Origin of the sequence: Burkholderia sp. AU6039 (assembly GCF_002223365.1) — a bacterium.
Classification (GTDB): Bacteria; Pseudomonadota; Gammaproteobacteria; order Burkholderiales; family Burkholderiaceae; genus Burkholderia.
Genome location: NZ_NKFK01000005.1, coordinates 289,310 through 306,966 on the forward strand (window position 1 = coordinate 289,310; position 17,657 = coordinate 306,966).

The 17,657-nt window shown below is 67.0% G+C and carries 17 protein-coding genes; 5 read left to right on the forward strand and 12 right to left on the reverse strand.

What is annotated here, in order from left to right; all coding sequences use genetic code 11:
* Window positions 1–18: 18 nt before the first annotated feature.
* The 5 genes from CFB39_RS19050 to CFB39_RS19070 all read right to left on the reverse strand — a co-directional run bounded on the left by CFB39_RS19050 (window position 19) and on the right by CFB39_RS19070 (window position 7,054).
* Entirely contained in the window at window positions 19–1,686 is a 1,668-nt protein-coding gene (locus tag CFB39_RS19050; RefSeq protein ID WP_089474003.1) for a GMC family oxidoreductase, read from the reverse strand.
* A 15-nt stretch (window positions 1,687–1,701) separates the two neighbouring features.
* A complete protein-coding gene (locus CFB39_RS19055; protein WP_089474004.1) occupies window positions 1,702–2,919 on the reverse strand; it encodes a mandelate racemase/muconate lactonizing enzyme family protein in 1,218 nt (405 codons plus the stop codon).
* Complete coding sequence (locus tag CFB39_RS19060; RefSeq protein WP_179257707.1) at window positions 2,916–4,247, reverse strand: nitrate/nitrite transporter; 1,332 nt, start codon at window positions 4,245–4,247, stop codon at window positions 2,916–2,918. The genes CFB39_RS19055 and CFB39_RS19060 overlap by 4 nt, the downstream gene beginning before the upstream one ends.
* A 130-nt stretch (window positions 4,248–4,377) precedes the next feature.
* Complete coding sequence (aldA, locus tag CFB39_RS19065; protein WP_089474006.1) at window positions 4,378–5,802, reverse strand: aldehyde dehydrogenase; 1,425 nt, start codon at window positions 5,800–5,802, stop codon at window positions 4,378–4,380.
* 313 nt (window positions 5,803–6,115) lie between these two features.
* Entirely contained in the window at window positions 6,116–7,054 is a 939-nt protein-coding gene (locus CFB39_RS19070; protein ID WP_011356424.1) for a LysR substrate-binding domain-containing protein, read from the reverse strand.
* 211 nt (window positions 7,055–7,265) lie between these two features.
* On the opposite strand from CFB39_RS19070, the gene CFB39_RS19075 reads away from it, so the two are divergent.
* A complete protein-coding gene (locus CFB39_RS19075) occupies window positions 7,266–8,141 on the forward strand; it encodes a LysR substrate-binding domain-containing protein (protein ID WP_089474007.1) in 876 nt (291 codons plus the stop codon).
* A gap of 170 nt (window positions 8,142–8,311) precedes the next feature.
* On the opposite strand, the gene CFB39_RS19080 is transcribed toward CFB39_RS19075, so the two are convergent.
* The 3 genes from CFB39_RS19080 to CFB39_RS19090 form a co-directional block, all read right to left on the reverse strand.
* Window positions 8,312–8,665: a hypothetical protein gene (locus CFB39_RS19080; protein ID WP_089443491.1), complete on the reverse strand. Its 354-nt coding sequence runs from the start codon at window positions 8,663–8,665 to the stop codon at window positions 8,312–8,314.
* On the reverse strand, window positions 8,662–9,420 hold the full coding sequence (locus CFB39_RS19085) for a hypothetical protein (RefSeq protein ID WP_179250208.1): 759 nt from the start codon (window positions 9,418–9,420) through the stop codon (window positions 8,662–8,664). Before CFB39_RS19085 ends, CFB39_RS19080 begins: the two co-directional genes overlap by 4 nt.
* 75 nt (window positions 9,421–9,495) lie before the next feature.
* Complete coding sequence (locus CFB39_RS19090) at window positions 9,496–10,215, reverse strand: hypothetical protein (RefSeq protein WP_089474008.1); 720 nt, start codon at window positions 10,213–10,215, stop codon at window positions 9,496–9,498.
* 230 nt (window positions 10,216–10,445) lie between these two features.
* On the opposite strand from CFB39_RS19090, the gene CFB39_RS19095 reads away from it, so the two are divergent.
* The gene (locus CFB39_RS19095; RefSeq protein ID WP_089474009.1) at window positions 10,446–10,703 is read left to right on the forward strand and encodes a type II toxin-antitoxin system ParD family antitoxin; all 258 of its coding nucleotides are present in this window, start codon (window positions 10,446–10,448) and stop codon (window positions 10,701–10,703) included.
* A 2-nt stretch (window positions 10,704–10,705) separates the two neighbouring features.
* Window positions 10,706–10,999 carry a type II toxin-antitoxin system RelE/ParE family toxin gene (locus CFB39_RS19100; RefSeq protein WP_373452739.1) on the forward strand — a complete coding sequence of 98 codons (294 nt, stop codon included), beginning with the start codon at window positions 10,706–10,708 and terminating at the stop codon, window positions 10,997–10,999.
* A 161-nt stretch (window positions 11,000–11,160) separates the two neighbouring features.
* Here the strand turns inward: CFB39_RS19100 and CFB39_RS19105 are convergent, their stop codons facing one another.
* The 4 genes from CFB39_RS19105 to fae form a co-directional block, all read right to left on the reverse strand.
* Window positions 11,161–12,495, reverse strand: coding sequence for an MFS transporter (locus tag CFB39_RS19105; RefSeq protein ID WP_256991475.1), 1,335 nt, complete (start codon window positions 12,493–12,495; stop codon window positions 11,161–11,163).
* 167 nt (window positions 12,496–12,662) lie between these two features.
* On the reverse strand, window positions 12,663–14,114 hold the full coding sequence (locus tag CFB39_RS19110; protein WP_089474011.1) for an NAD-dependent succinate-semialdehyde dehydrogenase: 1,452 nt from the start codon (window positions 14,112–14,114) through the stop codon (window positions 12,663–12,665).
* Between the two features lie 53 nt (window positions 14,115–14,167).
* Entirely contained in the window at window positions 14,168–15,190 is a 1,023-nt protein-coding gene (locus tag CFB39_RS19115; RefSeq protein WP_089474012.1) for an aldo/keto reductase, read from the reverse strand.
* Between the two features lie 48 nt (window positions 15,191–15,238).
* The gene (gene fae / locus CFB39_RS19120; protein WP_011356415.1) at window positions 15,239–15,763 is read right to left on the reverse strand and encodes a formaldehyde-activating enzyme; all 525 of its coding nucleotides are present in this window, start codon (window positions 15,761–15,763) and stop codon (window positions 15,239–15,241) included.
* Window positions 15,764–16,088: 325 nt separating this feature from the next.
* On the opposite strand from fae, the gene CFB39_RS19125 reads away from it, so the two are divergent.
* Together CFB39_RS19125 and CFB39_RS19130 are read left to right on the forward strand one after the other, a co-directional pair.
* Complete coding sequence (locus CFB39_RS19125) at window positions 16,089–17,009, forward strand: LysR family transcriptional regulator (protein ID WP_089474013.1); 921 nt, start codon at window positions 16,089–16,091, stop codon at window positions 17,007–17,009.
* Window positions 17,010–17,233: 224 nt separating this feature from the next.
* Window positions 17,234–17,584 (forward strand): hypothetical protein, encoded by a 351-nt coding sequence (locus CFB39_RS19130; RefSeq protein WP_089474014.1) that lies wholly within the window; start codon window positions 17,234–17,236, stop codon window positions 17,582–17,584.
* Window positions 17,585–17,657 lie beyond the last annotated feature (73 nt).

The window sequence follows — 17,657 nt, forward strand, 5'->3', positions numbered from 1 at the left end:
AACACGGCGGCCACCATTTCAGTGTGCGACGGTTTCCCGTTCGCCGGCCTGCGTGCCCGTCCTGTCGCCGCGCAGCGCATCCGCCAGGATCAGGTCCGCGCCTTTCTCCGCGACCATCATCGTCGGCGCGTTGATGTTGCCCGACGTGATGTTCGGAAACACCGACGCATCGACGATCCGCAGCGCCTGCAGCCCGTGCACGCGCAACGACGCATCGACCACCGACGTCGCCGCGTCCGGCCCCATCGCGCACGAGCCGCACAGGTGATAGATCGAGCCCGACTGCTCGCGGAAGTACTGCAGCATCGCTTCGTCGGAATCCACCTGCGGCCCCGGCGAGATCTCCTCGACGGTCATCGACTTCAGCGCCGGCGCGCGCATCAGCGCACGGATCACCTTGCTGCCCTGCACGGCTTCGTCGAGATCCTTCTGCGTGGTGAGCGCGTTGATGTGGATCTTCGCGGCATCTTCCGCGCGGTTCGACGCGATCTCGATCGTGCCGCGGCTCGTCGGCCGGCACGGGTTGAACGCGATCAGGAAACCCGAATAAGGCTCGGGCTTGATGCTCGCGCGATCGCTCTTCGGGATCCGGTACGACAACGGGTTGAAGTAGAGCTGGAGGTTCGGCTCCGGCGTATCGTCCGTGCCGCGGAAGAAGCCGCCCGCCTGGTTCACGCTCATCGCGAGCGGGCCGCGCTTCGTCAGCAGGTAGCGCAAGCCGATCTTCATCTTGCCGATGAGCGTGCCCATCTCGTCGTTCAGCGTCGGCCGGTTCGCCTTGAAGTAGAAGCTCACGCACAGGTGGTCCTGCAGGTTGCGGCCGACCGCCGGCAGCGCATGCACGAGCGGCACGCGCCGGCGCGCGAGCAGCGACGGATCGCCGACGCCCGACAGTTGCAGCAGCTTCGGCGTATCGACCGCGCCGGCCGCGAGGATCACCTCGCGCGCGGCGACGAGCGTCTCGTCGCCGTGTTCGCCCGCGATGACCACGCCGGTCGCACGCGTGCCGTCGAACGTCACGCGCCGCACGAGCACGCCCGAGCGCAGCGTGAGGTTCGCGCGGCCCAGCGCGGGGCGCAGGTACGCGAAGCTGCTGGAGCAGCGCTCGCCGTGCTTCGTGTTCAGGTCGTAGATGCCCGCGCCTTCGAACCGCGCGCCGTTGAAATCGTCGGTGCGCGGCAGGTTCAGTTGCCCGCAGCCCTTCAGGAATTCGTGGACGATCGGATGCACGTCGGCCTTCATCGACGTGATGTGGATCGGCCCGGTCGAGCCATGATGCTGCGGATCGGTCGCGCCGGCCGCGTGGGTTTCGAGCTTGCGGAAGTACGGCAGCACGTCGTCGTACGCCCAGCCCGGGTTGCCGGCGTTTGCCCAGTCGTCGTAGTCGCTGCGCTGGCCGCGCACGTAGACCATCGCGTTGATCGAGCCCGATCCGCCGACCACCTTGCCGCGCGGGCAGTACAGCTTGCGGTCGGCGAGCTGCGCCTCGGGCTCGCTGTAGTACATCCAGTTGTAGCGGCGGTTGTAGTAGGTCTTCGTGAAGCCGACCGGCACCTTGAACCAGAACGACGCGTCGCGCTCGCCGGCTTCCAGCAGCAGCACCGAGTGCCGGCCCGATTCGCTCAGGCGGTTCGCGAGGATGCAGCCGGCCGAGCCCGCGCCGACGATGATGTAGTCGTAGCTCATGTCTGTCCTTTGCGCTCAGCCCTTCGCGGGGGCGAGATCCTTCACGTCGACGGGGTGTTCGCCCATCTGCAGGTGAAGCCGTTCGCCGGTGTACGGCGTGTGGCGCTTCACGACGTCCATGTCGAGCTCGATACCGAGGCCCGGTTCGTTCGACGGGATGATGTAGCCGTCTTCCCAGCGGATCGGCGTCTTCACGACTTCCGCGTGGAAGCCGCCCCACGTCATGATGCTTTCCTGGATCAGGAAGTTCGGCGTGCAGGTCGCGAGCTGGATGCTCGCGGCCGCGCCTACCGGGCCGTTGTACAGGTGCGGCGCGATCTGCGCGTAGTGCACTTCGGCGAGCGTCGCGATCTTCTTCGCTTCGAGCAGGCCGCCCACGCGCGCGACGTTCAGTTGCAGGATCGATGCGCCACCGGCTTGCAGCAGCTTGTGGAATTCGTACTTGGTCGTCAGGCGCTCGCCGGTCGCGATCGGAATCGACGTGTGCTGCGCGACTTGCGCGATCGCTTCTTCCTGGCCGGGGGGAACCGGCTCCTCGAACCACAGCGGGTCGTATTTCTCGAGCCGCTTCGCGAGCCGGATCGCCGACGACGGCACCATCTGCCCGTGCGTGCCGAACAGCAGGTCGGCCTTGTTGCCGACGGCTTCGCGCACGCGGCGGCAGAACAGTTCGCAGCGATCGAGCACTTCGAGCGACAGCTGATGGCCCGAGTAAGCGGTGTACGGGCCGGCGGGGTCGAACTTGACGGCCGTGAAGCCGAGCTTCACGTTCTCCGCCGCGCATTCGGCGGCGAGGTCGGGATCGTCGTAGTCGTATTCGCCCTTCGCGTTCTTCGGGTACAGGTACGTGTACGAGCGCAGCCGCTCGTGGATCCGGCCGCCGAGCAGTTCGTACACGGGCTTGGCCGCAGCCTTGCCGATGATGTCCCAGCACGCCATCTCGAGGCCGCTGACGACGCCCATCATCGTGAGATCGGGCCGCTGCGTGAAGCCGCTCGAATACGCCTGGCGGAACAGCCGCTCGACGTGGTGCGGATCGCGGTTCAGCAGATGGCGTTCGAACACGTCGTCGATGATCGGCGCCATTGCCTTCGGGCCGAACGTCGCCGAGTAGATCTCGCCGACGCCTTCGATGCCGTCGTCCGTCTTCAGCTTCACGAAGATCCAGTACATCCCGCCGACATGCGGCGGCGGCACGGCGACGATATGGGTTTCGAGCGAAACGATCTTCATGCGGACTCCTGGGTGCGATTGAGGCGGTACTTGAGGAATGCGGCGGCGCCCGCGCCGCAGAGCGCGATGGCCGCGATATAGCCGAAATAGAGCTGGTAGCCGTGCGCGCCCGGGTAGGTCTGCGTCACGTAGCCGTTGATCAGCGGCACGAACACGTCGGGCGAATAGCCGAGCACCGAGATCAGGCCGATCGCGAGGCCCGCGCAATGCGTCGGCACCTTGCAGTCGTCGAGCAGCGACCAGTACAGGCCGCGGATCGCGTAGGTGAGGATGCCGATGAACAGCACGAGCACGACGAGCATCGCCTGCGGGCTGTGTGCCGGTGCGGCGATCAGCCCGACCAGCGACAGCGCGGCGAGCACCAGCGCCCAGAACAGCACGGACACCTTCGATACGCGGTCGCCGAGGAAGCCGCCGCCGATGCCGCCGACGGGGCGCATCCACAGCTTGAGCGTCGTGATGAAGCCGGCCGCCGTCGCGCTGAGCCCGAAGTTGCCTTCGTGCAGGTACGCGGAGAAGCTGTAGGTCGCCCAGAACACCTGGTAGCCGCAGAACACGATCGCGGCGACGAGCCACAGCTCGGGGATCGCCGCGAGCGTCTTCAGGTCGGTCAGCACGTTGCCCCGGGCGCGCTTCGTGGCCGCTGCACGGTCGCCCGTGCTCGACGGATCCTTCACCAGCGCGAGCAACACGCCGAGCGCGATGCAGAAGAACGCGTACAGGTGGACGACGAGCTTGAAGCCGGCTGCGTCAGTGCCGCCGCGTGCCTGCGTGACGTATGCGAACAGCGTGATCGCGATCGTCGCGAGCAGTGCCTCGACGAGGCCGCGGCCGCCGTCGAGCAGGCCGAAGAAGCGGCCCTGTTCGTCGGGGCCCGCGATCATGTTCACGCGCTTGATCACGGCGGCCCAGAACGTGAGGCCGGTGGTCAGCCCCCAGCCGCCGAAGATCAGCACCAGCAGGTCGAACGACGGCCCGGTCGCGTAGACGAGCCCGAGCGCGCCGGTGGCGAGCAGCGAGAAGCAGATCAGCCAGCGCGGCGACAGGCGGTCGGCCAGCCAGCCGCTCGGCAAATAGCTGATCAGGAAGATCGTGCCGAGCGACGAATACAGGTAGCCGAGCTGCACGTCGTCGATACGGAAGAACTGCAGCATCGTCGGCTGGTACACCTGCCGCAGATACAGCATCGGGTAGATCGCGCCCGCGGCGATCACGAGCAGCAGCAGTTGCAGGTAGCGTTGCGCGCGGGAATGCTGCGACGCGTGGGCGTCGAGCGCTTTGTCCTGCAACGCGAGCGATGCGGCGGGTGTCGACGGTTGGGTCGGCATGATGTCTTCCTCCATCAGGCATCCTTGAGGCGGAGGCCTGCAGATTTTTTATGTTCTGGTTGGGTCAGGGGCGGCGCGCGGCGTGGTGTTTGAGTGCGCGCGCCGGAAACGGTGCGTCGGCGTGACGGCGTCAGTACTTCATGACGACGAGGCGCGTCTGCGTGAATTCGAGCATCCCGTGCTTGCCGTCGTCGCCGCCGAGGCCAGAGCGCTTCCAGCCGGCGTGGAAGCCCTGGTACGGATCGGCCGGCGTGCGGTTCACGTACAGCTCGCCGGCTTCGATCGCGTTCGCGACGGTCATCGCGGTGCGGTAGCGCTCGGTGTAGAGCACCGACGACAGGCCGAACTGGTGGTCGTTCGCGAACCCGATCGCTTCGTCGATCGTCGTGTAGCGCAGCACGGGCATGATCGGGCCGAAGGTTTCCTCCTGCACGATCTCCATGTCCTGCCGCACGCCGGTGAGCAGCGTGGCCGGGTAGAAGAAGCCGGGGCCGGCCGGAATCGCACCGCCGGTTTCGAGCGTCGCGCCGGCTGCGATCGCGCGTTCGACCATCCCGTGGATGTGCGCGCGCGCCGATGCGCTGACGAGCGGACCCATCCGCGTGGGGTCTTCCGCACGGTCGCCGATGCGCACGACCGCCATCTTCTCCTTCAGCAGCGCGACGAAGCGGTCGTGCACGCTGTCGTGCACGTACACGCGTTCGATCGCCGTGCAGAGCTGGCCGCAGTGCGTCGTCTTCGACGCGACGAGCGCGGCGGCCGCGCGTTCGAGGTCGGCGTCGGGCTCGATGATCGCGGGCGTCTTGCCGCCGAGTTCGAGCGACGGCTTCGCGATGTTCGCCTTGCAGTAGTCGAGCACCTTGCGGCCGGCGTTCACGCTGCCCGTCAGCGTGATCATGCCGACGGCCGGATGCGTGCACAGCGCTTCGGCCGTCGCGTGATCCATCGTCAGGATGTTGACGACGCCCGGCGGGAAGCCCGCATCGTCGGCGGCTTTCGCGATCTCGAACGCGGACACCGGCGTGTGGTTGCTCGGCCGCACGACCACGGTGTTGCCGGCAATCAGCGCGGGCGCGACCTTGCGCAGCAGCGTGTAGACCGGGTAGTTGAACGGGATCAGGCAGGCGACCACGCCGATCGGCTCGCGCTGCAGGAACAGGTTCTCGTCGGGCGTGTCGCTCGGGATGATCTCGCCCTCGATCCGGCGCGCCCACTCGGCGTGGTAGCGCGTGATCTGGCCCGCGTAGACGGCTTCGTTCGACGCGTCCTCGACGCTCTTGCCGGATTCCTGCGCGAGCGCCGCGCCGATCTCGGGTGCGCGTGCGGTCAATGCGTCGGCGAAGCGGTGCAGGTACGTGGCGCGTTCGGCGCTCGGCAGCGTGCGCCACGCCTTCTGCGCGGCGGCCGCGGCGTCGACGGCGGCGAGCGCGTCGGCCGGTGTCGCGGCCGGCACGCGCGCGAACGGCGCTTCGGTGGCGGGATTGTGGACGACGATGAACGTGTCGCTTTCCGGGGCGACGAAACGGCCGTTCACGTAGTTGCGTTCGGTGCGCATGAAGTGACTCCTCCGATGAATGCAGGCGGATCGCTTCGAGTGGCGACACGCGTGGCACGGGATAGCGGCCATTCTGTTCATGCGTTTAGCGCACGACAAACGACTTATTTTCGCGTCGAACATGAGAAAAACGCACGTTACTCGGCGAATCGGCTGGAGTCGCCCGTCCGGCAAGGCTGCCGTGGCGTGGGCCCGTGGGGGAGCGGGCGGAGGGCTGTCGTATTTTCCGACTGGTCCGAGTGCGGACGGGCGTGGAAGCCGGTAAGGTGTCGCCCGCGGCGGTTGGTGGAGGGTGGTCGGGGAGGGACGCGTGCTAGGCCAGCGGCACTTGCGGCAGCGGCGACGACGGTTCGAGATGGCGCTTCGCGAGCCACACTTCCTGCTGCAGCCAGTCGCGGAACTGGACGATGTGCGGCAGGTTCGTCTGCTCGGGCCGCGTGACGAACCAGTACGACTGGTGGCCGTCGACGTGCACGTTGAGCACCTGCATCAGTTGCCCGGTCGCGAGTTCGCGCGCGACCATGTGGCGGTCGGCGATCGTGATGCCGAGACCGTCGATCGCCGCGCGGATCGCATGGTCGAGCAGGTCGAACTCGTAGCCGCCGCGCGTGTCGACGTCGGCGATGCCGGCTGCTTTCAGCCAGTGCTGCCAGGTCAGGTAGCGCTGGTCGTCGGTGGCGAGCACGTGCAGCAGCGTGAAGCGGTTCAGGTCGATCGGCGCGCCGTCCTGCCGCAGCCGCGCATACAGCGCGGGCGCGCAGACGGCGATATGCTGCTCCTGCATCAGCAGCGCGTTGTCGAAGCCGTCCCATTCGCCGTCGCCGAACCGGATCGCGCAGTCGAGCACGCGCGATTCGCCGAGGCTGTCGTGGATGCGGGTCGTGAGGCTCAGCTCGAATTCGGGATGCGCGTCGCGCAGCCGGCCGAGGCGCGGCATCAGCCAGCGCGCGGCGAAGGTGGGCGGTACGTTCGCGCGCAGGCGGTTCAGGTGGGTTTTCTCCTGCAGGCTGCGCACGGTCAACTCGATCTTGTCGAACGACTGCTGCAGCGCGCGCAGCAGCACGCGGCCGGCCGCGGTCAGTTCGAGCTGGTGATGGCGGCGCTCGAGCAAGGTTTCGCCGAGCTGGCCCTCGAGCTGGCGAACCTGGCGGCTCACCGCGCTCTGCGTCACGTTGAGCAGTTCGGCCGCGCGCGTGAAGCTGCCGGTGCGGCCGGCCATCTCGAAGGCTTTCAGCGCATTCAGCGCCGGCATCTTGCGTCTCACGGGGCGGTGTCGTGTGGGGTGCGGGATGCTTATTGTAGGCGGGTGGCGCGGGCGCGGCGACGCTGAATGGCGGCGACGGCGGCCGCGGGGTTTTTGGGATTGCGGCTGGCGTGCCTTGTCGCGACAAGGCTGCCCGCAGGAGGGCCGGCGCTGCCGGCCGGCAACGACACGAACGATACGAACGAAGGGGACACACATCATGCGACGCCTGCCATCGTTGATCGCATTGCGATTTTTCGAGGAGACCGCGCGTCACCTGAGCTTCAACCGCGCGGCGGTTTCGCTGTGCGTGACGCAAGGGGCGGTGAGCCGGCAGATCCGGCTGCTCGAGGAAGCGCTCGGCACGCGGCTGTTCGAGCGCGATCACAAGGGCGTGCGCCTGACCGATGCCGGCGAGCGCTTGCTGCCGTTCATCGGGCAGGCGTTCGACACGATCGAACGGGGCGTCGGCGAAATCGCCGCCACGCGGCCGGGGGCGAAACGGCGGCTGACGGTGTCGCTGCCGCCGACGTTCGCGACGCAGTGGTTTTCGCCGCGGCTCGGTACGCTCGCGGAGGCGCTGCCCGACGTCGAGCTGTCGATCCGCACGGAGCCGGATGACGATTGCCATTGCCACATCCGCTTCGGGCGCGCGGCGCGCGCCGGGATGCAGTCGGAGCTGCTGATGATGGAGCGGCATGCGCTCGTCGGCGCGCCGCGCTATCGCGGCGATGCGCTCGACGTGCTGCTCGGCCGGTTGCCGTCGCTGCATGTGCTGCACGAAGGCAAGCGCCTGACGCTGTGGGCCGACTGGTGCGAGCAGGCGGGCGTGCCGCCGGCGCGGATCGGCGACGGCATCGAGTTTTCGACGCTCGAACAGGCGATCCGCGCGGCGCGCAAGGGCGCGGGGCTCGCGGTGGTCGACCTCAACATGATCGAGGAGGAGATCGGCGAGGGCAGCCTCGTGCGGCTGTCGCCGGTGCAGCCGATCGGGCCGTTCGGGTATTGGCTTGATGTCGAGCCGGAGAGTGTGGCGGTCGAGCCGGTGGTCGCGTTTGCTGCGTGGTTGCGGGAGCAGGCGGGGAGAAGGGGGTAGGGCGGCCTCGTTGCTGAGACGCGGCTGATCTTTCCGTGGAAACAATCGGATCAGTCCGCGCCGGTCGTGTCGTGTTTCCTGCCTGGATGTCTGTCAAAGATCGTTACGAGCTGAAGACTGGCTAGATCGTCGTTGAAGCGAGCCGTGCGGTTGCGCTCCATTGCCGCGGGTTACAGGTCGGGATCCTGTCCGAAGTGCATGAGTGTTTCCCGGCGACAGCGGGCTTCGGCATCGGCCATCGAGATGATCTGCAACGTGCTCTTCGAGTGATCGATCGGTCCGACGTCGAAGACTTTTCTTTGTGGCGGTGATACCGGCTTGCCGGCCGGTTGCGCGGGGTATTCGGCGGCAGATGTCAGCGCCGCCGGCGCTTGACCCTGATGGCGTGCGTTCGCGACGAGTTCGCCGATGAGCAGCCGGATTTCCGAAAGACGAATGGGGCGATTCTCGTTCGTCGTGCGGCTGCGCCTGGCTATTTGCTTCGCGGAACGGAAGCCCGTGATCGGATGGTGCTTTAGGGTCATTCGTAAATTCCTTTTTCGATCAGGTATTGCTGCAGCGTCAGCACTGAATGGGCATGCGGGGCAACCTCGAATGTCATCCAGCGATGCGACCCGGCGACGCGCCAGAAGTCCCGCCCGAATCGCGTTGCGTAGAGTGCACGTAGCGACCGAAGCGACCGGTCGGCCAGCCCGACCGGATATCCGGGGAAATACTGGAACAGCGCAGCCTCGTCACCGTGCCGATCCGGAATGGGCGCATCGAAACCGAACCTGGGCCATGCGTAGTATCCGGAGAGCCGCGGCCCGCCGGGTTCCGGCGCGGCTTTGCGACCGCCTATCCCGAACGCGCTGATCCGGGCAATCTTCAACCTATCGCACGCTCTAACGATTCGCCATAGCATCGCTGCACCGAGTCCGGCGACAGCGTTATCGACAAGATCGATGGATCCCAATTCGAGTACGGACGAGTCCCGGGTTTGAAGCACGGAGACGCGATTCTCCGATCGGATCAATGTCGGATGCGTGACGGCGAACGTCAGCCTGTCCGTGCTGTCGAGATAGGCTTGAATGTCCGATCCGGCAGGCGCGCCGCACAACGCAACGAGCAGTTCGTCGGGGACGTTGCCGCTCACCCCGAGCAACGCGGAAATATCGAGATCGTTTCGATCGACCTCGAGCCGATCGTCGAAGTACGACGTTTCATAGGGCAGGACATGACCGAGATCGACAGGTTGAGCGGGCATGGCTTCCGGCAATGAATGGAAAGCACCCAGCATATCGGCGCGAATCCGGCGGGCAGAGTCCGCCAAACGGCCAATCACGAGGCGGCGCGACCGCCCGTCCCGCCCGCCCTACGACCAGTCGAACGTCAGCAGCGCCACGCGGCTGGCCGGCTCGTAAAACAGGAGAATCGAGTCCGCGCCCATCGCGCGGTATTCCCAGCCGGTGACGCGGGCGACGAAGCGAAAGCGCGCACCGTCCGGGCCGATCGGCCGGATGTCGTCGGGATTGCGGTCGTCGACCGGAAAATCCGACGCGCCCGACCAGTTGCCCCAGCCGACCGATCCGCCGAGCTGGTCGATCAGGTTGCACGGCTTTTCCCGGCTGAAATCGCGCTCGTCCGGCGCGTACTGGTTGGACGAGTAGAGCACGCCGTATTCGGCGAACCGCTTGCGCGCGGTTTCGATGCTGGCCTGCTGCTCGGCGTAGTGCGCCTCCAGTTCCGCGCGATAGCCCGCGTCGTGCGCGCCGGGCGGGTTTTCCAGATAGAAGTAGCGCGGGTCGCCGAGCAGCGTGTAGCGGTTGTTCTCGTCGAGCCGGAACCCGATCCAGTTCGCGCGCAGATAGTCGTTGTGATATGCGGCCGTATCCTGCCCGACGAGCCCGTCGTACGGCTCGACGGGGCTGAGCAGGTGGATCCAGCCCTCCCACGACGGATTGACCGTCGACAGGTCGATCGACACCAGCGGATGCAGGTGGCGCGCGAGTGCGGCATGGGGCTCGGCAAAGACGTCGGCGTCTGGCGGGTAGACCTTCAGGCCAGGTTGTGGCGTGACGATGTCTTCAATCATGATCGCTGCTCGCACGGTGAGGGTCCGGTAAGGCTACACGAGTGCGCACGAAAACCGGATGAAGGTCCGGCGCCAGAGCAGCCTGCCTGAAGCGTGTCCGGTTCCGTTCATCCGTCCCGATCGGCACGTCGAAAGCATTCGCGCCGATCTTTGGGAGACCCTCTTCTTGATAATAGTTGATAGGCGCGATACGCTCGATGGATCGAATTCAATCCGGTCGGGAGGTCGACATGATCAGTGCGGAACTCGGGCAGCAACTGGAGGCTTACGTCGCGAAGCTGGTCGAATCAGGCCGCTACGGATCCAAGAGCGAAGTGCTTCGCGAAGGTGTACGCCTCATCCAGGATCGCGAGGCACAGCTGAACGCGCTGGACGCGGTGATCGCGCGCAGCCTGTCCGATGCGGAAACCGGACGCGGCGCCGATGCGGCGGAAGTCTTCGATCGTCTCGAGGCGAAGTATCGGGCCCAGGCGGATCGGCAGGCCTGACCGTGCGCCTGTCCGACTTTGCGATTGCCGAACTCGAAGCGATCGCCGATTACATTGCACGCGACAACCCGCAACGCGCCGTAACGTTCGTGCGGGAGGTTCGCGATAAATGCCTGAGCCTGGCCGCGATGCCGCTGGCGTTTCCGCTGGTGCCGCGCTACGAGCGTCACGGCGTGCGGCACCGCGCGTACGGCAACTACCAGATCTTCTATCGGGTCGTCGGCGATTCGCCTGCGCGGATCGACATTCTTCACGTCCTGCACGGCGCGCGGGACTACGCATCGATCCTGTTCTGAACGAACGTGCGCATCGCATCGCGTCTCAAATGAACGAACCCGGCCACGGCCGGGTTCGTTCGAATCGAGCGCAGCATCGCCGCAGCGTATCAGCGGCGTGTCGATACGAAAGCCTCGATCGAGCGCGATGAAGCAGGCGGCCACGCAGCCCGCCGCCCTCATCAATGCCCCGACGCCTCCTCCAGCGTCAGGTGCTTCGTCTCCGGCGCCCACGCGATCGACACGATCATCCCCACCAGCAGCACGCCCGCCAACGCGAACATCGTCGCGTGAAAGCCGAGCGTGGCGATGCCGACCGGCAGCAGGAACGTGCCGATCGCCGAACCGAGCCGGCTGCACGCGATCGCGAGCCCCACGCCGCTCGCGCGCACTTCGGTCGGGAAGCACTCGGGCGGAAACACGCCGACGAGGTTGCTGAACGCCGACATCGTCAGCGTGAAGATCGCGAACGCGACGATCATCGCGAGGGCCGCCGACGACGGCAGCACCGCCAGCGCGACGAGCGACGCGCACGTCACCGCGAACGAGCCGATCAGGAAGCCGCGCCGCGACAGCCGGATCGTCAGCCAGATGCCGATCAGCGCGCCCAGCACCAGGAAGCCGTTCAGCAGCAGGTCGGCGCCGAAACCTTCAGCGAGGCCGATCGTCTTCAGGATCGTCGGCAGGAACGTGTAGATCGCGAAATACGGAATCACGAGGCACACGAAGAACGCGCAGTTGAACATCGTGCGGCGGACCAGGTCACGCTGGAACAGCCGCGCGAAGCCGCCGTGCGCATGCGGCTCGGTCGAACCATCGAGCATCACGTGCGGCCCGAAATGCTTCGCGACGATCGCACGTGCTTCCTTCTCCCGGCCCTTGCCGAGCAGCCAGCGCGGCGATTCGGGCGTGCCGATCCGCAGCACCAGCACGATCAGCGCGGGCAACGCCGCCGACGCGAGCAGCCAGCGCCACGCGTCGGGCGTGACGTCGCTGTACGCGAGGCCGAGCACGTTCGCGGCGACATAGCCGATCGTCCAGATCACGCTGAACGAACCGAGCAGCGCACCGCGATGCTTGCGCGGCGAGAATTCGGCGAGGATCGCGTGGCCGACCGTGAAGTCGCCGCCCATCCCGAAGCCGATCAGCACGCGCAGCACGCACAGTTCGAGCGGCGACGTGACGAAGCATTGTGCGAACGCGGCCGCCGTGATGATCACGAAGCTCGTCAGGAAGATCTTCTGCCGGCCCATCCGGTCGGACAGCCAGCCGAACACGAGGCTGCCGAAGAAGATGCCGATCAGCGCCGAGCTGCCGATCATCCCCATCCAGAACGCATCGATCGGCATCTGCCTGCCGAGCGCGGCCAGTGCATAGCCGATCGTGCCGAGCGTGTAGCCCTCGGTGAAATGCGCGCCGAACGTCAGGCCGGCGATCTTCACGTGGAAGCGGTTGAGCGGCACGTCGTCGAGCGCGACGGGGCGGTGCGGCGCATCGGCGCCACGCGACAGCGGCAACGCGCGTGCGGTGCCGGATTGAACGTTGGCTTGAGTCAAGCTGCCTCCTGGATTGTTATCGGGCACGCCGCGGCGCGCGCGGGCGGAGCGCCGCCGCGTGTGCCGTGCAGGGCGCCGCGCGGCCGGACGGCGCGCGGCGCGGGTCGACCGCGGGGAGCGGCCGGGGGTCAGCGGCCGAGGCCGGCCATCAGCGTGTACTTGAGTTCCACGTACTCGTCGAGGCCGTACTTCGAACCTTCGCGGCCGAGCCCCGATTGCTTGACGCCGCCGAACGGCGCGACTTCGGTCGAGATGATCCCGTCGTTGACGCCGACCATCCCGCTCTCCAGCGCACCCGACACGCGCCACGCACGGCCGAGGTCGCGCGTGTAGAAGTACGCGGACAGCCCGAACGGCGTGTCGTTGGCCGCGGCCACGGCCTCTTCCTCGGTCGCGAAGCGGAAGCAGCCGGCGACGGGGCCGAAGGTTTCCTCTTCGGCGATCAGCATGTCGGCCGTCATGCCGGTCAGCACGGTCGGCTCGTAGAACGTGCCGCCGAGCGCGTGACGCTTGCCGCCGGTGAGCGCGTGCGCGCCCTTCGCGGTGGCGTCGGCCACATGCCGCTCGACCTTGCCGAGCGCCGCTTCGTTGATCAGCGGCCCCTGGTCGACTTCACCCGTGAGCGCGTTGCCGACGCGCAGCTTGCGCACGGCTTCCGCGAGCTTGCGCGTGAATGCGTCGTACACGCCGTCCTGCACAAGGAAACGGTTCACGCACACGCAGGTCTGGCCCGTGTTGCGGAACTTCGATGCGATCGCGCCTTCGACCGCCGCATCGAGATCGGCATCGTCGAACACGATGAACGGTGCGTTGCCGCCGAGTTCGAGCGACAGCTTCTTCAGCGTGTCGGCCGACTGCTTCGCGAGCAGCTTGCCGACCCGCGTCGAGCCCGTGAACGACAGCTTGCGCACGACGGACGAACTCGTCAGCGTTTCGCCGATCGCGACCGCGTCGCCCGACACCACGTTGAACACGCCGGCCGGCACGCCCGCGCGCTCGGCGAGCACCGCGAGCGCGAACGCCGATAGCGGCGTCTCCTCGGACGGCTTCAGCACCATCGTGCAGCCGGCCGCGAGCGCGGGGCCGGCCTTGCGCGTGATCATCGCCAGCGGGAAATTCCACGGCGTGATCGCCGCGACGACACCGACCGGCTCGCGCGTGACGATGATCTGCGCATTCGGCTTCGGGCTCGGGATCACGTCGCCGTACATGCGCTTCGCTTCTTCCGCGAACCATTCGAGAAAGCTCGCCGCATACGCGACTTCGCCACGCGCTTCCGCGAGCGGCTTGCCTTGCTCGCGCGTCAGCAGCTCGGCGAGCGCGTCGCGGTTTTCGAGCATCAGCTCGCCCCAGCGCTTCACGCGGGCGCCGCGTTCCTTTGCGGTCAGCGCGCGCCAGGCGGGAAATGCGTGTGCCGCCGCATCGATCGCGCGTTGCGTGTCGTCGGCGCCGCCTTTCGCGACCTTTGCGATCGTCTCGCCGGTCGCCGGGTTCAGCACCGGATAGGTTGCGTCGCTCGCGCCATGCGATTCGTGCCATTCACCGCCGATGAAATGGCCGGTCCTCAGAAATTCGTTCATCGTGTGTCGTTCCTTCAGTGCCTCGGAGCTTCGTGCTTCAGTGCATCAGTGCTTCATTCCGTCGCGAAGCTGCCCTGCGCCGGACGCGATTCGCGCGCGATGCGCTTGCCGGCCGTGTAGTCGTTGATCAGGTCGCACGGCGTGTAGTTGCGTTCCAGCTCGTGCAGCTCTTCGTCGGTGAGCTGCGTTTCGAGTGCGCCGAGCGCGCTGTCGAACTGCGCGACGGAATCCGCGCCGACCAGCATGCTCGCGATACCGGGGCGGCTCAGCACCCATGCCTGCGCGATCTGCGCGGGCGGCACGCCGCGGCGCTTCGCGACCTTCGCGACGGATGCCGCGATCGCGAGCGATGACGCATCGCCGTACATCTGCGCGGTGAAGAAGTCGGTCTGGTTGCGCGTCGATTGCGGCTCGCAGGTGAGCAGGCCGCGCGCGAGCGGACTGAACACCGATACGCCGACGCCCTGGTCGATGCAGTACGGCACCATCTCGCGCTCTTCCTCGCGATACGCGAGGTTCAGCTGCAGCTGCATGTTGATCGGCTTGTCCCAGCCGTTTCGTTCGCAGGCCTGCATGATCTTCGCGAACTGCCACGTGTACATCGTCGACACGCCGATATAGCGCGCCTTGCCCGCCCGCACGATGTCGTGCAGCGTGCTCATCGTTTCCTCGACGGGCGTGTTCACGTCGAAGAAGTGCAGCATGAAGATGTCGACGTAATCCATCCCGAGGCGCTTCAACGACCCGTCGATGCCGTCGAGCACGTGCTTGCGCGAATGGCCGCCCGCGTTCGGATAGCTGCCCATGTCGTAGCCGACCTTGGTCGTCACGACGAGCTCTTCGCGGCGCGCGTTGCGCTTCAGGATGCGGCCGACCACTTCCTCGCCGACGCCCGTCGAATAGAAATCCGCGAGATCGATGAAGTTGACGCCGGCGTCGAGCGCGCGGCGCACGATCGGCTCGCTCTGCGCTTCGTCGAAGATCCAGGGCTTCCATTCGGGGGTGCCCATGTTCATCGTGCCGAGACACAGGCGGGACACCTTCAGGCCGGACTGGCCGAGGCGGACGTATTCCATGTTTCCTCCAGATGCGGCCGTCCGTCGCGCGTCGGCCGCTTGTCGTCGTCAGTTTTTCTTCGGGGTGTAGAACGGGTTCGACACGTCGCGGGCGGCGGCGAACACCGCGTCGCGATGCGGCAGCCCTTCCATTGCCGCGACGATCGCGTTGCGGCACGCGCGGTAGTTGTTCTCGAACACGGCGTCGAGATCGTCGGTCTGCGGGTTCACCCAGTTCGCCGACACGACGACCCAGTCGTTCTCCGCTTCGGGCGGCAGCGTGCCGTTCTCGAGCGCTTCGGCCACGGCCTTCGCGATGCCGGCCTGCGACGCGCCCCACGTGGCGTTGCCGTGGAAATCGCTGGCGATCTGCGCCTTGTTCACGTACAGCGTGAGCGGCTTGGTCGGCACGCCCGGCTGCGCGATCACGACGAACGGCGCATGGCCGGCCGACGGCGTCGCGAGCGCGGTGGCGAACGCCTGGCCCGCCGGGCCATTGCGCGGGCCGACCAGCACGTTGATGTGCGCGAGGTTGACGCCGGGGCCTTCGAAGCCTTCGCCGATGTAAAGCTGCCTGGGTTGGGATGCGGTCATTGCGGTGTCTCGTCGATGAGGTGGGGGTGAGGCGATTTTGGTGGGCCGTGAGGCGGCCGGTGAATCGATGTTTTCTGATCGGGCCATGAGTTTTCGTCGTCTCCGGGAAAGCCCTGAAGCCGGCCCGCGCATGCCCGCCGGGCGGGCCTCGGCCGTGGTCGTAGCGACCGGCGGGGCGGGATCGGCGGGTGGGCATGCGCGTACCGGCTCCGGGTTTGTCATACCCGGGCAGGGGTTGGAGGGCCGAGCTCATCCGGACAACAATCGGCGTACTCCGAGCCCTATCTTTCGTCTTCCCTTCTTTTTTCGAAAGCGAGTAATTTCGATGGCTGCCATTCAAAAGCCCGATTGGTCGAAGCTCAGTTCGCTGGATCCGGAACTGATCCGGGCATTCGTCGCGGTCGTCGAAAGCGGTGGCTTCACCGCGGCGGCCCGGCAACTGCATCGCACGCAATCGACGATCAGCCTGCGCATCCGCACGCTCGAGGAGCGGCTCGACACGCACCTGTTCATGCGCAACAGCCGGCGGCTCGAGCTGTCGCGCGACGGCGAGAATTTCCTGATCCATGCGCGCCGGATCATCCAGGTGCAGAACGACGCGATCCTCGCGCTGAAGCAGGCGAGCAGCGACCGCGGCGTCGTGCGCTTCGGGCTGCCCGAGGACTACGCGGAGCTGTGGCTGCCCGACCTGCTGAAGTCGTTCTATGCGATGCGGCCGGGCGCGCGCCTGCACGTGCATTGCCGGATGTCGCTCGAACTGCTCGACCGGCTGCAGGCCGGCGAGCTCGACGTGGCGCTCGTCGTGCGGCACGGGCCCGGCGCGGGCGGGCGGGTGCTCGGCCGGCACGACGTCGTGTGGGCCGCGCACCGCGATTTCGCGCTCGACCGCCATGCGTCGGTGCCGCTCGCGCTGTTCCCGGAAACGTGCTGCTACCGGCAGCGCGGGCTGCAGGCGCTCGCGACGGCCGACCGGTCGTTTCACGTCGTCTACACGAGCCAGAGCCCGACCGGCATCAAGATCGCGGTGAACCACGGCGCGGCCGTGACGATGATCGACCGCTGCACGCTGCCCGGGAACTGGCGCGTGCTCGACGAGGCGGACGGCTTTCCGTCGCTGCCGGCGGCCGACCTCGAACTGCATCGCTCGCCGGGCATCTGCGATCCGCTGACCGACGATCTGGTGTCGCTGATCGAATCGATGGTCGACGAGCGGCGGCGCGCGTCGCTCGAGGCGTTTGCCGCGTAACGGGACGAACCGGCGGGCGAACGCGGCGCAGGCGAGGTCGACGCGCGCCGTGGGGCGCGACCACCACGCACCCATGACGATCGTGCGGTCAGCCGCCGGCCGGTGGCGTGTTGTGTCCCCTATGCCGTTTTTTGCACTGCCGCAGCGTTTTTTTGCACGACGTTTATGTCGTCTCTTCTAAGCTGCGGATGTGTCGAACAGCCGAGACGGCTTCCGTCCGCTCCATGACCTTCATTCATCCCGTTCCCGCCTTCCATGTCGCCGGCCGCCCGTTGCGCGCCGGCACACCCGACAACGTCATTCCGTTCCCGCCGCCGCGCCCGCGCCTGCAGTTGCCCGTCACGCTGACGGCCGACTCCGGCGAGCACGCGCACGCCCGCCTCGCGGCGCTGCTGCATTCCCCGCTCGGCGTGTACGTCGTCAGCGCGCGCGCCGTGCGCGACGTGGTTCACGTGCACTTCGACATCGCGCCGGAAGACCTGGATTTCACGCTGCACATGCTGATCGCGCAGCAGGCCGATGCGGTGATCGGGCCGGTCGCGCGCCGCCTGCGCATCGGGCCGAACGCGCGGTGAAGCAGGGAACGGTTATTGCTCGCTCGTGGATGGCTGGTCCGATGCGCCGCCCGATTGCCGGTCGCCGTGCTGT

Excerpts from the sequence above, each read along its gene's own strand:
- CFB39_RS19050 (WP_089474003.1), bottom strand. The coding sequence starts at position 1,686 with ATGAGCTACGACTACATCATCGTCGGCGCGGGCTCGGCCGGCTGCATC.
- CFB39_RS19055 (WP_089474004.1), bottom strand. The coding sequence starts at position 2,919 with ATGAAGATCGTTTCGCTCGAAACCCATATCGTCGCCGTGCCGCCGCCG.
- CFB39_RS19060 (WP_179257707.1), bottom strand. The coding sequence starts at position 4,247 with ATGCCGACCCAACCGTCGACACCCGCCGCATCGCTCGCGTTGCAGGAC.
- aldA (WP_089474006.1), bottom strand. The coding sequence starts at position 5,802 with ATGCGCACCGAACGCAACTACGTGAACGGCCGTTTCGTCGCCCCGGAA.
- CFB39_RS19070 (WP_011356424.1), bottom strand. The coding sequence starts at position 7,054 with ATGCCGGCGCTGAATGCGCTGAAAGCCTTCGAGATGGCCGGCCGCACC.
- CFB39_RS19075 (WP_089474007.1), top strand. The coding sequence starts at position 7,266 with ATGCGACGCCTGCCATCGTTGATCGCATTGCGATTTTTCGAGGAGACC.
- CFB39_RS19080 (WP_089443491.1), bottom strand. The coding sequence starts at position 8,665 with ATGACCCTAAAGCACCATCCGATCACGGGCTTCCGTTCCGCGAAGCAA.
- CFB39_RS19085 (WP_179250208.1), bottom strand. The coding sequence starts at position 9,420 with ATGCTGGGTGCTTTCCATTCATTGCCGGAAGCCATGCCCGCTCAACCT.
- CFB39_RS19090 (WP_089474008.1), bottom strand. The coding sequence starts at position 10,215 with ATGATTGAAGACATCGTCACGCCACAACCTGGCCTGAAGGTCTACCCG.
- CFB39_RS19095 (WP_089474009.1), top strand. The coding sequence starts at position 10,446 with ATGATCAGTGCGGAACTCGGGCAGCAACTGGAGGCTTACGTCGCGAAG.
- CFB39_RS19110 (WP_089474011.1), bottom strand. The coding sequence starts at position 14,114 with ATGAACGAATTTCTGAGGACCGGCCATTTCATCGGCGGTGAATGGCAC.
- CFB39_RS19115 (WP_089474012.1), bottom strand. The coding sequence starts at position 15,190 with ATGGAATACGTCCGCCTCGGCCAGTCCGGCCTGAAGGTGTCCCGCCTG.
- fae (WP_011356415.1), bottom strand. The coding sequence starts at position 15,763 with ATGACCGCATCCCAACCCAGGCAGCTTTACATCGGCGAAGGCTTCGAA.
- CFB39_RS19125 (WP_089474013.1), top strand. The coding sequence starts at position 16,089 with ATGGCTGCCATTCAAAAGCCCGATTGGTCGAAGCTCAGTTCGCTGGAT.
- CFB39_RS19130 (WP_089474014.1), top strand. The coding sequence starts at position 17,234 with ATGACCTTCATTCATCCCGTTCCCGCCTTCCATGTCGCCGGCCGCCCG.